This is a genomic window from Candidatus Poriferisocius sp. (assembly GCF_965202595.1).
GTDB lineage: Bacteria > Actinomycetota > Acidimicrobiia > Acidimicrobiales > Bin134 > Poriferisocius.
The window spans coordinates 1,059,848-1,073,172 of the sequence record NZ_OZ241836.1 but is presented as its reverse complement, the minus strand read 5'-3'; the positions used below and the strand labels follow the sequence as shown (position 1 = coordinate 1,073,172).

The window sequence follows — 13,325 nt, the reverse complement described above, 5'->3', positions numbered from 1 at the left end:
CGATGAGCCGCCGTCCGCTGGTTGGCCTCATACTCATCGTGGCCGCGGCGGTGGGTTTGCTGGTTGCCTCGCTGGTGGCCGGTAACCGGCCGCTGCTGGGCCTGGATCTCAAGGGCGGGGTGGAGGTGGTGCTGGTACCGGTGGACGACCCCGATCGCCCGGTGGCCATCACCGATAGCGATCTGGACACCGCGGTGAACATCATCCGCGACCGTATCGACGGCCTCGGGGTGGCCGAGCCCGACGTTACCCGTCAGGGCAACCGGGTGGTGGTCCAGCTTCCCGGCATCAGCGATCAGCAGCGAGCCATCGACATAGTGGGCCAAACCGCCGAGCTGCGCTTCCGGCCGGTGTGCGCGAGCCTTTCACCCGAACCGCTGGACTTCTCCGACACCGAAACCCCTGAACCAACTGAGACCCCTGAGCCAACCGAAATCCCTGAACCAACCGAAACCACCCCCGAACCAACCGAGACCACCGAACCCCCAACCCCCCAACCAACCGAAACACCTCAACCAACCCCCCAACCAACCGAAACCACCACTGAACCAACCGAACCAACCCCCCAACCAACCGAGACCACCGAACCCCCAACCCCCCAACCCCTCCCAACCGAGTTGCCCGATCCTGTCCTGGATGACCGGGGGTTGGCCCCGTGTCCCGAGGGGATCAACTACAACGGTTTGGATACCTCCACCGGTGCCGAGGATGTGCTGGAGCGCTTTGTGATTCTGCCCCAAAGAGGCGACGATGGGCAGGTCCAGGTCCGCTACCTCCTCGGCCCGTCGGTGCTCACGGGGGCGGGCCTGTCCAGCGCCGACAGCGCTTTTCAGGGCGGCCAGTTCGTGGTTAATGCCACCTTCAAGGGTGCCAGCGAGGGGGCCGACAAGTTCGACGAGATCGCCGGCGAGTGCTTCCGTAGCAGCCCTTACTGCCTTTCAGGTCAACTGGCCATCGTGGTGGACGGCAACGTGCAATCCGCCCCCACCGTGCAGGCCGAGAAATTTGACGGCCAGGTGGTCATCTCCGGGAGCTTCTCCCAGCAGGAGGCCGACGACCTGGCCCTGGTTCTGCGCTACGGCGCGCTGCCCATCGAGTTCCAGGACCCCACCGACCCCCAGAGCGACAGCACCAGCAGGGCCGTATCGGCCACCATCGGTAGCGACTCCCTGCGGGCCGGGGTCATCGCCGGCATCGTCGGGCTGGCGCTGGTGTTCCTGTTCATGATCGGCATGTACCGGCTACTCGGCCTGATGGCCATGCTGAGCCTGGGGGTATCGGCCACCTTGCTGTGGGTGATCGTGGCCTGGCTGGGCGAGACCCAGGACCTGGCCCTGACCCTGGCCGGGGTCACCGGTCTCATCGTGTCCATAGGGGTGTCACTGGACTCCAACGTGGTCTACTTCGAGCACCTCAAGGAGGACGTGGCCACCGGGCGCAAACTGCGCTCCTGCCTGGAGCAGTCGTTCCCGGCGGCGTTCAGGACCATCTTCTGGGCCAATTTCGCCTCGCTCATCGCCGCGGTCATCCTCTACTGGCTGTCGGCCGGCTCGGTCCGGGGCTTCGCCCTCATGCTCGGCCTGGCCTCGGTGCTGGACCTCGTGGCCACCTACTTCTTCCTGCGCCCCTGCGCCCTCTTGCTGTCGAGGTCGCCGAGCCTGATGTCCCATCCCCACCGTCTCGGCCTGCCCCCCGCGCCGGAGCCCGACGGCGGAGGCAATGCCCCATGAACCGCTGGCAACGCCTCCGGCGCAACCAGACCCGGGTGGACTTCCCCACGGTTTGGAAGCAAACCCTTAGGTTATCGGCCACGCTGATCCTCATAGGGGTGATCGCCCTGCTGGTGCGGGGCATCAACCTGGGCATCGAGTTCGAGGGGGGCACGGTGTGGGAGGCATCGGCACCCGGTGTCTCCACCGCCGAGGTCCGCGATGCCCTGAGGGGCGTGGGTCAGGCCGATGCCAAGATCCAGTTCATCGGCGGCGACCTGGTGAGGGTCCGAGCCGAGCTGGAGGCCACCGATGCCTCCAGCGTCGCCGGGGTGTCCCAAGCCCTCGCCGACCTCACCGGCCAGTCGCTGGACGACATCAACTTCAACTCGATCAGCGCGTCCTGGGGTAACGAGATAACCGGCAAGGCCGTCCGGGCCCTGATCGTGTTCTTCATAGTGGTGGCCCTCTACATCACGCTCAGGTTGGAGTGGAAGATGGCGCTGGCCGCCCTGCTGGCGGTGGGTCACGACATCCTCATCACCATCGGCTTCTACGCCCTGTTCCAGTTCGAGGTGACCCCGGCAACCGTCATCGCCTTCCTCACCATCATGGGTTACTCCCTGTACGACACCCTGGTGGTGTTCGACAAGGCCCGCGATCACCAGCGGCGCGCCGCCCTGGCCGGCAGGGCCACCTATACCCGGATCATGAACTCGGCGTTGAACACCGTCCTCATGCGGTCGATCAACACCACGGTCACATCGGTGCTGCCCGTGCTGTGCATGCTGGTGATCGGCACGCTGATACTGGGGGCGGTGACTCTGGCCGAGTTCGCCGTGGCCCTGCTCATCGGCCTTCTGGTGGGGACCTACTCGTCGCTGTTCGTCGCCGCCCCCGCGGTCACATGGCTGAAGGAGCGGGAGCCCCAGAACGTGGAACTGCGGGAGCGCCTCCAGGCCCGGGCCCAGTCCCGGGGCACGACCGGGCTCGAGGGGGAGGTTGCCCCGGCCGGCCCGCCCTCAGCGGCCACCACCTCCCCCCGACCGTCACAAACCGGCACGGTCATCCCTCCCCGACCCCGAAAGCGCAAGCACCGCTAGCTCCTGGGCCGGGAAATCACGAGTGGATAGTATTGAGGTCAGTGAAGTCAGGTTGGCCTGAGAGCCTGATCAGGGATGTGCAGTCCGGTTGGCCCGAGAGCCTGATAAGGGATGTGCCCGACTTTCCGGCCGAGGGCATCATGTTCAAGGACATAACCCCGTTGCTCAGCGATGGTGAGGCCTTCCGATGGGTAGCCGATGCCCTCGCCGACCGCCTGAGCGATACCTCAGCCGATCGTATCGTGGGGATCGAGGCCCGGGGACTGATCCTGGGGGCCGCAGTGGCGTACCGCCTGGGCCTGGGCTTCGTACCCTTCCGCAAGCCCGGCAAGCTCCCCGCCATCACCCATTCGGTCTCCTACCGGCTGGAGTACGGGGAAGCTGCCCTCGAAGCCCCCGCCGACGCTTTGGAGCCCGGCCAGCGAGCGCTCATCGTCGACGATGTCCTGGCCACCGGGGGCACGGCGGTCGCGGCGGTGGACCTGGTCGAATCCCTGGGTGGGGTGGTGGCCGGGATGGGCTTCTTGCTGGAATTGAGCTTTCTCGACGGCCGGTCCAAGCTGGTCGGGAACTACCCGGTAATATCGCTGTTCTGCCCCGAGGGCAACCAGGAACGCAGCCCCGAGGAAGACCGGTGACGCTCACCGAGGGCAACCATAAACACCACCCCGAGGGCAACCGGTGACGCTCACCGAGCGGGTGCTGCCCTGGTTGGATCAGCCCGGCCACGATGTGGGCCCGCTGCTTGATGCCTACCTGAAGCGCCACCCCCACGAAACCGGGGAACGCATAGAAACGGCCTACCGCCTGGCCGAACAGGCCCACACCGGGCAAGTTCGCAAATCCGGTGAACCCTATGTCTCCCACCCCCTGGCCGTGGCCCACATAGTGGTTGACCTGGGTCTGGACGATGTCTCGGTCATCGCCGCGTTGCTGCACGACGCCGTCGAGGACACCGCCATGGGCCTGAGCGATGTCGAGCAGCACTTCGGCAGCGAGGTGGCCTCGATCGTGGACAGCGTCACCCGGTTGGACCGGCTCCAGTTCGACACCCAGGAGGAGGAGCAGGCCGCCTCCATGCGCAAGATGCTGGTGGCCATCGCCAAGGATCTGAGAGTGCTGGTGGTGAAACTGTCCGACCGCCTGCACAACCTGCGGACGCTGGCCGCGCTGCCCCTGGCCAAGCAGCACCGCATTTCCCGGGAGTCGATGGACATCTACGCCCCGCTGGCCAATCGCCTGGGCATGCAGGACATCAAGCTCCAGATCGAGGACCTGGCCTTCGCCGCCCTCCACCCCAAGCGCTACGCCGAGATCGATCGCATGGTGGCCAACCGGGCCCCCGAGCGTGACCTGTACCTCACCCAGGTTCTGTCCAGCGTGGACGCCCGGCTGGCCGAGCTGGGCATCAAGGCCCAGGTAACCGGCCGCCCCAAGCACCTCTGGAGCATTTACGAGAAGATGATGACCAAGGAGCGCAGCTTCGACGAGATCCACGACCTGGTGGGCATCCGGGTGATCGTGGACTCGGTGCGGGACTGCTATGCCGCGCTGGGCTCCATCCACGCCACATGGAAGCCGGTTCAGGGGCGCTTCAAGGACTACATAGCCATGCCCAAATTCAACCTCTACCAGTCGCTGCACACCACGGTGGTCGGGTTCGGGGGCAAGTCGCTGGAGGTTCAGATCCGCACCAACGAGATGCATGCCCGGGCCGAGCAGGGGGTTGCCGCCCACTGGAGCTACAAGGAGGGCGCGACGGTTGACAACCTGGCCTGGCTGGGTCGCATCATCGACTGGCAGCAGGAAACCTCCGACGCCGCCGAGTTCCTGAGCAACCTCAAGACCGATCTGGACCACGACGAGATACAGGTCTTCACCCCCAAGGGCGATGTGGTGTCGCTACCGATGGGGGCGATTCCCATCGACTTCGCCTACGCCATCCACACCGAGGTGGGTCACGCCTGCATCGGGGCTCGGGTGAACGGCCAGTTGGTCCCGCTGGGACGGGAGCTGAGGCCCGGCGACATGGTCGAGATTTTCACCTCCAAAGTGGCCGACAAGGGGCCGTCGCGCGACTGGCTCGGGATGGTGGCTTCCCACCGGGCCCGCAACAAGATCCGGCATTGGTTCGCCCAGGCCCGCCGCGAAGATGCCATCCGGGCCGGGCGCGACGCCGTGGCTGACGGCCTGCGCCGCGAGCGACTGCCCGTGGCTCGGATCCTGACCGGTGATGAGCTTTTGCAGGCGGCCCAGGACTTGAACTATCGCGACCTCGACACCCTGTTCGCGGCGGTGGGGGAGCACCATGTGTCGGCCCAGGCCGTGGCCGAGCGAGTGGCCGGCCTGAGGATGGAGCCATCCGGCGACGACGACCGGGACGGCGAACCGGTCATCGCCCCGTCCCCGGCGGTGCCGGCTCGCCGCACCGACCAGGCGGTGGAGGTGGAGGGTCTCGACGATGTGCTGATCAACCTGGCCCGCTGCTGCAAGCCGGTTCCCCCCGACCAGATCATCGGGTTCGTCACCCGGGGTCGGGGAGTATCGGTCCACCGGGCGGAGTGCGCCAACGCGGTGTCGCTGTCTTTCGAGCAGGGCGACCGCCTCATCGACGTGGACTGGAGCACCGATCGCCGAGGTACCTACTGCGTTACCATCGAGGTCAAGGCCTTCGACCGGTCCCGCCTGCTGCGGGACGTGGCCAACGCTCTATCCACCGGGTCGGTGAACATCCTGGCCTGCGAGACCCGCACCGGTGCCGATCAGATCTCGATCATGCGCTTTGACTTCGAGCTGAGTGACGGTACCCACCTCGAAGCCCTTCTCCGCACCATTCGCGGCATCGAGTCGGTCTACAGCGCTTACCGGGTTATCCCCACCCCATCCAGCTAGCAGATCCAGCTAGTAGGATCGGGGGTCGTGGCTGAATCGTTCCAGGCCCCGAAGGGGACGCGTGACATCCTGCCTCCCGAGTCGGGTCGCTGGCAGGCTCTGGTCGCGGTGTTCGCCGGGGTGGTGGGTCGGGCCGGCTACGGGTTGATTCAGAGTCCCCTGTTCGAGGACATCGGGGTGTTCCAGCGCTTGGGCGAGGGCACCGAGGTGGTTCGCAAGGAGATGTACGACTTTCACGACAAGGGTAACCGGCACCTGGCCCTGCGCCCGGAGGGCACCGCACCGGTGGTCCGGGCGTTCAACCAGCACCGTCCCACCGTGCCGTGGAAGGTTTGGTACCTCACCCCCTGCTTCCGTTACGAGGAACCCCAGGCCGGGCGGTTCCGCCAGCACCACCAGGTGGGCCTGGAGGCCATCGGTTCGCCCGACCCCGACCTCGACGTGGAGGTGATCGCCCTCCAGCACGACTTCTACCGGGCCCTCGGCCTGAACCACCTGTCGCTGCGACTCAACTCCATGGGCAACCCCCACGACCGGCGGGCCTATGCCCAGAAGCTGGCCGCTTGGCTGGATCGGCGGCGGGACCACCTGGACGAGGCCGACCGGGTCAACGCCGCCGACCATCCGCTGCGGGTGCTGGACTCCAAGCGGGAGCGCACCCGGGTGGCGGTGGCCGATGCCCCCCTCATCACCGATTGCCTCTCCGAGGGTGCCGCCACCCACTTCGAGCGGGTGCAAGCCGGGCTGGATGCCCTCGGGATCGCCTACCGGATCGACCCCCGGCTGGTGCGGGGCCTGGACTACTACACCCACTCCACCTGGGAGTTCGCCGCCGGTAACCTTGCTTCTGCCCAGAACGCGGTGGGGGGCGGGGGCCGCTACGACGGGTTGGCCGAAGCCCTGGGCGGCAAGCCCACCCCCGGCGTGGGCTTCGGCGCGGGCATCGAGCGCATCCTCATGGCTGCCGACGCCGAAAATGCCCTCCTGGGCGATGCCGGGGGCTTGGATGTTTTCGTGGTGGATGTGACCGGTGGCGATGCCGGGCGCGACCTCACCTTTGAGCTGCGCCGCAACGGCATATCGGCCGACCGGGCCTTCGACAACCGATCCATGAAGGCGCAGATGAAGGTGGCCGACCGGTCGGGGGCCCGGCTGGCCCTACTGGTGGGAGACGACGAGCTGGCCTCGGGGTCGGTGACGGTGCGCGACCTGCGCTCGGGCGGGCATCAGACCGCACTCACCCGCGGGGACGCGGTAGCCGGGGTAGCCGAGAGGCTGGCCGGAAATGAGTCGATGCGAACCGAATCAACCGAAGACCTAGCATGAGCCAGAAGATGCGAATCGAATCAACCAGAGACCCGAGATGACCGGAATCATGCGGACGGACTACTGCGGCGAGCTGGGTGTGGATGACATAGGGCGAGAGGTTTCGGTGTGCGGTTGGGTGGACCGCCGGCGCGAGCACGGCGAGAATCTGGCATTCATCGACCTCAGGGACCGCACCGGCGTGATCCAGTGCGTGGTGGACGAGCGTCACGATCTTCGCTCGGAGTACGTGGTGCGCATCAGCGGCACGGTGAGACCCCGACCGGAGGGCACCATAAACCCCAGGTTGACCACCGGCGAGGTGGAGATCGGCAACTGCGGGGTGGAGGTGCTGTCGGTCGCGGATCCCCCGCCGTTCCCGCTCCACTCCCGCACCGAGGTGGACGAGAACGTGCGCCTGCGCCATCGATACATCGATCTGCGGGGGGAACGCCTCCAGCGCAACCTGTCCCTGCGAGCCACGGTGAACAGCGCCATCCGCCGCTCCATGGAGGCGCAGCGATTCACCGAGATCGAGACCCCGATGCTGGTGGCCTCCACCCCCGAGGGGGCCCGGGACTTCGTGGTGCCGTCCCGCCTGCACCCCGGACGGTTCTACGCCCTGCCCCAATCGCCCCAGATATTCAAGCAGCTCTGCATGGTGGGGGGGCTCGACCGCTACTACCAGATCGCCCGATGCCTGCGCGACGAGGACCTCCGGGCCGACCGGCAGTTCGAGTTCATGCAGCTCGACGCCGAGGCCAGCTTCGCGAGCCCCGACGAGGTGATGGCTTTCATCACCGAGGCGGTGGCCGCGGCCACCGAGGCGGTCACCGGTGAGCGACCCGACGATCCGATCCGCATGACCTGGACCGACGCCATGGAACGGTACGGCTCCGACAAGCCGGACATACGCTTCGGCATGGAGCTGGTCGAGCTGACCGGCCTGTTCGAGGGCACCGAGGCCAAGGTATTCCAGGTGGAATGCATCAAAGGCATCAACCACAAGGGGGGCGGCCACAGCCTGGGGCGCAACGCCATCGACGAGCTGACCCGCAAGTGCCGGCAGTGGGGGGGCAGGGGTCTGGCCTGGTTCAGGGTGGGTGACGGCGGCGTTCTCGACGGTGCCCTGACCAAGTTCATGTCCGGCCCCGAGCTGGCCGCGCTGGGGCCGGCCCTGGGAGCCGAACCCGGCGACCTGCTGCTTTTGATCGCCGACCGCCGACAAAAGGTCCGCGACGTGCTCGGCCTGCTGCGCCTGGAGCTGGGGCGCCCGCCCATCACCGAGGGTGGTCTGAACTTCGTGTGGGTCACCGACTTCCCGCTCTTCGAGTCCATCGACGACCAGGGCCGGCCGGTGGCCGCCCACCACCCCTTCACCATGCCCCACCCCGACGATGTGGGCCTTCTGAACGGTTCGGGCGAGGAGCTGCTGGCGGTCCGCTCCCAGGCCTACGACCTGGTGCTCAACGGTTGGGAGCTGGGCTCGGGCAGCGTGAGAATCCACCGCCCGGACATCCAGCGGGCGGTGTTCCGTTGCCTGGGTATCAGCGATACCGAGGCCGAGGTCCGGTTCGGCTTCCTGCTGGACGCCTTTCGCTACGGGGCTCCACCCCACGCCGGGTTCGCCTTCGGTATCGACCGATTAACCGCCATCTTGGCCGGGGAGGAGAACATCCGCGAGGTGATCGCCTTCCCCAAGACCCAGTCGGGGGCCGATCCACTGTCGAACTCGCCCACCCCGATTCCCGACCGTCACCTCGGCGAGCTCGGTTTGCGCCTGCTTCCCCCACCCGCCGGCGGGTGAGCGGGTCGGGGGCAAGCAGCAGGAGGCCGCCGGCAATGAGCGACAACCTGTTCGCCGCCGCCGCTGCGGAACGCCTGGCCGGAACCGCCCCTTTGGCCGACCGCCTGCGGCCCCGCTCCCTGGACGAGCTCGTCGGCCAGGAACACCTGCTCGGCCGGGGCCGGCCGCTCCGCAGCCTCATCGAGTCCGACCGCCTATCATCAGCCATCCTGTGGGGACCACCGGGCACCGGCAAGACCACCATCGCCCGGCTGGTGGCCGGCACCACGGCCCGGGCCTACATCCAGCTCTCGGCGGTAACCGCCACGGTCAAGGATGTGCGGGAGGTGATCGCCGGGGCCCGTGATCGCCTCGGCCGGCACGATCGGGGCACCATCTTGTTCCTCGACGAGGTTCATCAGCGCCTTCATCAAGAGCCTGCGGGGCTCCGACCCCGATGCCGGCCTGTACTGGCTGGCCCGGATGCTGGAGGCGGGGGAGGATCCCCGGTTCATCGCCCGCCGCATGGTTGTCCTGGCGTCCGAGGACATCGGGCTGGCCGACTCCCTGGCCCTGGTGGTGGCCGATGCCGCCGCCCGGGCGGTGGAGTTCGTCGGCCTGCCCGAGGCCCAACTCAACCTGGCCCACGCGGCGGTGTACCTGGCCACCGCCCCCAAGTCCAACGCGGTCACCACCGCTTTGGGCCGGGCCCGGGCCGATGCCGGCGACGGCAGCGGTGAGGTGCCCACCCATCTGCGGGACGCCCACTATCCGGGAGCGGCCGGTCTGGGATACGGCGCCGGCTACGTGTATCCTCATGACGATCCCCAGGGTTGGGTTAGCCAGCAGTATCGGCCCGACCGCTTCGAGAACCGTCGCTACTACCGTCCTTCCCACCACGGGGCCGAAAAGGAGATCCACCAGCGAATGGCCCGCCTCAAGGACCACGGAGCAAACATGGACAACAGCACCCGCAAAGGCCCAACCACCGGCCCCGAAGAACCCACCGGCGGCCTGCGCGCCACCGACCCCCAAGAACCCACCGGCAGCCCAACCCCCACCGGTGCCCCCACGAGCGAGGCCCGCTGATGGCCCGGCGACTCGTGTGGTTCGCGGCCGGAGCGGGTACCGGGGCAGCCGGAGCCACCTACCTGCGCCTCAAATTGCGCCGGGCCACCCGGCGAGCGATACCGATCAAACCGGCCGGCACCACCGGCGCCCGGGTCAAAGCAGCCGCCTCCGAGGCCAGGGCGGCCCTGGCCGAGGGTACCGCCGCGGTCCGGCGCTACCGGGCCGAAGTGGCCCGCCGGGCCCTTGAAGATCCCCCCAGAAACCCGCAGTGACCCCCAAACGAGCCCAGGAGATCCGCAGCGCGTTCACCTCCTTCTTCGGCGAGCGGGGTCATGCCGTGCTGCCTTCGGCCAGCCTCATTCCCCACGATCCCACCGTGCTTTTCACCGTGGCCGGGATGGTGCCGTTCAAGCCCTACTTCCTCGGCGAGGAGGCCGCTCCCCACCCCCGGGCCGCCACCGTCCAGAAGTGCGTGCGGGCCGGGGGCAAGCACAACGACCTGGACGAGATCGGGCGTACCCGCCGCCATCTCACCTTCTTCGAGATGCTGGGCAACTTCAGTTTCGGCGACTACTTCAAGACCGAGGCCATCGGCTGGGCCTGGGAGTTCGTCACCGAGAGCCTGGGTTTCGACCCCGACCGTCTGTGGGTCACCGTACACCTCTCCGATGACGAGGCCGCCGAGATCTGGCGGGACGGGGCCGGGGTGACCCCCGACCGCATCCAGCGCATGGACGAGGACAACTACTGGCGCATGGCCGATACCGGACCGTGCGGACCCTGCTCGGAGATCTTTTTCGACAAGGGGCCGGAGTTCGGCCCCGGCGGCGGTCCCGCCCATGGCGGCGACGAGCGCTTCCTGGAGTTCTGGAACCTGGTGTTCATGCAGTTCGACCAGCAGCCCGGTGGTCTCGTTCCGCTACCCCGACCCAGCATCGACACCGGAGCCGGCCTGGAGCGGATCCTCACCCTTATCCAGGGGGTGGAGTCGGTGTTCGACATCGACGAGATGGTCGAGCTGGTGGGCGAGGCCTCCGCGGTGACGGGGGTGAGGCTGGGGACGACCGAGTACAGCGACATCACCCTCAGGATCCTGGCCGAGCACGCCCGAGCCATGACCTTCCTCATCTCCGACGGGGTGTTCCCCTCCAACGAGGACCGGGGTTACGTGCTGCGCCGGATCATGCGCCGGGCCATCCGCCGGGCCTACCTGTTGGGGGTCACCGATGCTGTCACTCCCCGGCTGGTCGACAAGGTGGTGGACATCATGGGCCACGACTACCCCGACCTCGCCGCCAACCACAGCTTCGTGCGCGAGGTGGCCGCCCGGGAGGAGGAGGGCTTCCGATCCACCCTGGCCCAGGGATCCCGGACCCTCGACGACGCCATTGACAACCTGGACGGCGGGCAGAAGCTGGGCGGGGATCTGGCCTTCCTGCTGCACGACACCTACGGCTTCCCCTTCGAGGTCACCGAGGAGACCGCCCGCGAGCGGGGAGTGACCGTGGACCGGCCCGGCTTCGACCGGCTCATGGAAACCCAGCGCACCCGAGCCCGGGAGGACTTCGATGCCCGCCGCCGCATCACCGCCGACACGTCGGCCTACGCCGCGCTGGTGGCCGAGCACGGACCCACCGATTTCGTGGGGCGCGATCTGGACACCGCCGAGGCCACGGTTCTGGCCGTCAGCGACGACGGCATCATCCTGGATCGGACCCCGTTCTACGCCGACTCCGGCGGACAGGTGGGCGACACCGGCACCATCACCTCGCCCTCGGGCTCCGTCCGGGTGACCGGCACCACTTACGTGGTTCCCGATCTGCACCTGCACCACACGGCCGCAGTTGATGGGCGGATACATCCGGGCCAGACGGTGATCGCGACCATCCACACCGGCCGCCGGGCCGCCATCCGACGCAACCACACCGCCACCCACCTGCTGCACTGGGCGCTGCGGGAGACATTGGGCAACCACGTCAAGCAACAGGGATCGATGGTGGCCGATGATCGGCTCCGCTTCGACTTCACCCACTTCGAGGCCCTCACCGGCGAGCAGGTTGCCGAGATCGAGCGCTTGGTCAACGCCGACATCCTGGACAACCCCCCCACCCGCCACTACGAGACCTCCATGACCGAGGCCACCGCGGCCGGGGCCATCGCCTTCTTCGGCGACAAGTACGGGGATCGGGTCCGGGTGCTGGAGGCCGGCCCCCACTCCATCGAGCTGTGCGGTGGTACCCATGTGCGGGCCCTGGGCGAGATCGGCCCGGTGAAGATCATCTCCGAGGGTTCCATCGGAGCCAACATCCGCCGCATAGAGGCGGTCACCGGCACCCGGCCGATGGAGTTGCTCGCCGAGCGGGAGCAGGTGCTGGCCCAGGTCGCCGAACAGTTGGGGGTCTCCCCCGACCAGCTTCCGGACGGGGCGGCCAAGCGCATGGCCGAAATGAAGAGCCTCCGGGCCGAGCTGGCCGAGCTGCGCCGGATGGCCTCGGCCGACCGGTCGAGCGTCTTGGCCCGCCAAGCTGTAGACGGGATCGTGGTGGCCGCGGTCGAGGGAGTGGACCGGAGCCAACTGCGCGACCTGGCCATCGCCACCCGGGACCACCCCGGGGTGAGGGCGGTGGTGCTGGGCGCGGCCCCCGACAGCGGTGGCGCAGCCCTGGTGGCGGCGGTGGCCGGCGGAAGCGGCCTGCACGCCGGCGAGCTGATAGCCGAGGCAGCCACCACCATCGGCGGGGGAGGGGGCCGGGATGCCAAGCTGGCCATTGCCGGCGGTCGGGACCCGTCCCGCCTCCAGGATGCTCTGAACCAGGTTAGGGCCGCCGCCGGCCTGAGCAACCTTTGAGCCCAACCCGGATTGCGGCTTGATGGGGGACTCGATGCCGGGACGGGCTTTGAGCCCAACCCGGATTGCGGCTTGATGGGGGCCAGAACCCTGGGTATAGATCTCGGGGAACGTCGCATCGGCGTGGCCATCAGCGATACCGGAGGCCGAGTGGCCACCCCCTTGACCGTGATCCAACGCTCCTCCAGCCCGACCCGGGATTATCAACACATCGCTGGGCTGGTCACCGAGCACGAAGCCACCGCAGTGGTGGTGGGTTTGCCCCTGTCGCTGGACGGCGGGTCCGGTCCGGCCGCCCGCCGCGCCGAGCACGAGATCCACCAGCTCCAGGCTGCGCTGGCTGTTCCGGTCCTTGCCCATGACGAGCGGTTCACCACCGTGATTGCCGAACGGGCCCTGGCCGAGTCCGGTCTCAACGGTAGAGCCCGCCGCCGCCGGATCGACATGGTGGCCGCGTCGATAATCCTCCAGAGCTGGCTGGACACCCAAGTTCCGTAATGCTTGCGGGGGGGGGGTTGTTGTTATAGTGGGGGTTATGCAGAGTTTTTTGCGGGTTGGTTTGGGTTCTAACCGGGGGGGGGGGGGGGTAGTCGTTTAGGGCTGCCCTGGTT

The 13,325-nt window shown here is 67.8% G+C and carries 9 protein-coding genes and 1 pseudogene; all 10 read left to right on the top strand.

Features of this window, described 5'->3' with window-relative positions; translation table 11 throughout:
* The first annotated feature begins 2 nt into the window (after positions 1 to 2).
* Positions 3 to 1,730: a protein translocase subunit SecD gene (secD, locus tag ACOGXC_RS05205; RefSeq protein WP_419919645.1), complete on the top strand. Its 1,728-nt coding sequence runs from the start codon at positions 3 to 5 to the stop codon at positions 1,728 to 1,730.
* Entirely contained in the window at positions 1,727 to 2,812 is a 1,086-nt protein-coding gene (gene secF, locus ACOGXC_RS05200; protein WP_419919644.1) for a protein translocase subunit SecF, read from the top strand. Before secD ends, secF begins: the two co-directional genes overlap by 4 nt.
* Before the next feature lie 140 nt (positions 2,813 to 2,952).
* Positions 2,953 to 3,450: an adenine phosphoribosyltransferase gene (locus ACOGXC_RS05195; protein WP_419920018.1), complete on the top strand. Its 498-nt coding sequence runs from the start codon at positions 2,953 to 2,955 to the stop codon at positions 3,448 to 3,450.
* Between the two features lie 43 nt (positions 3,451 to 3,493).
* Positions 3,494 to 5,704 carry a RelA/SpoT family protein gene (locus ACOGXC_RS05190; RefSeq protein ID WP_419919643.1) on the top strand — a complete coding sequence of 737 codons (2,211 nt, stop codon included), beginning with the start codon at positions 3,494 to 3,496 and terminating at the stop codon, positions 5,702 to 5,704.
* A gap of 27 nt (positions 5,705 to 5,731) precedes the next feature.
* A complete protein-coding gene (gene hisS, locus ACOGXC_RS05185) occupies positions 5,732 to 7,030 on the top strand; it encodes a histidine--tRNA ligase (protein ID WP_419919642.1) in 1,299 nt (432 codons plus the stop codon).
* 37 nt (positions 7,031 to 7,067) lie between these two features.
* Positions 7,068 to 8,816 carry an aspartate--tRNA ligase gene (gene aspS, locus ACOGXC_RS05180; RefSeq protein ID WP_419919641.1) on the top strand — a complete coding sequence of 583 codons (1,749 nt, stop codon included), beginning with the start codon at positions 7,068 to 7,070 and terminating at the stop codon, positions 8,814 to 8,816.
* Between the two features lie 35 nt (positions 8,817 to 8,851).
* A pseudogene (locus ACOGXC_RS05175) lies at positions 8,852 to 9,884 on the top strand (AAA family ATPase).
* Positions 9,884 to 10,138: a hypothetical protein gene (locus ACOGXC_RS05170; RefSeq protein ID WP_419919640.1), complete on the top strand. Its 255-nt coding sequence runs from the start codon at positions 9,884 to 9,886 to the stop codon at positions 10,136 to 10,138. The pseudogene ACOGXC_RS05175 and the gene ACOGXC_RS05170 overlap by 1 nt, the downstream one beginning before the upstream one ends.
* A complete protein-coding gene (alaS, locus tag ACOGXC_RS05165; protein ID WP_419919639.1) occupies positions 10,135 to 12,714 on the top strand; it encodes an alanine--tRNA ligase in 2,580 nt (859 codons plus the stop codon). Before ACOGXC_RS05170 ends, alaS begins: the two co-directional genes overlap by 4 nt.
* Before the next feature lie 75 nt (positions 12,715 to 12,789).
* The gene (gene ruvX / locus ACOGXC_RS05160; protein WP_419919638.1) at positions 12,790 to 13,212 is read left to right on the top strand and encodes a Holliday junction resolvase RuvX; all 423 of its coding nucleotides are present in this window, start codon (positions 12,790 to 12,792) and stop codon (positions 13,210 to 13,212) included.
* Positions 13,213 to 13,325 lie beyond the last annotated feature (113 nt).

Bases quoted from the DNA above. Each gene is read 5' to 3' on its own strand.
- ruvX (WP_419919638.1), top strand. From the start codon at position 12,790: ATGGGGGCCAGAACCCTGGGTATAGATCTCGGGGAACGTCGCATCGGC.
- aspS (WP_419919641.1), top strand. From the start codon at position 7,068: ATGACCGGAATCATGCGGACGGACTACTGCGGCGAGCTGGGTGTGGAT.
- ACOGXC_RS05170 (WP_419919640.1), top strand. From the start codon at position 9,884: ATGGCCCGGCGACTCGTGTGGTTCGCGGCCGGAGCGGGTACCGGGGCA.
- secF (WP_419919644.1), top strand. From the start codon at position 1,727: ATGAACCGCTGGCAACGCCTCCGGCGCAACCAGACCCGGGTGGACTTC.
- ACOGXC_RS05195 (WP_419920018.1), top strand. From the start codon at position 2,953: ATGTTCAAGGACATAACCCCGTTGCTCAGCGATGGTGAGGCCTTCCGA.
- secD (WP_419919645.1), top strand. From the start codon at position 3: ATGAGCCGCCGTCCGCTGGTTGGCCTCATACTCATCGTGGCCGCGGCG.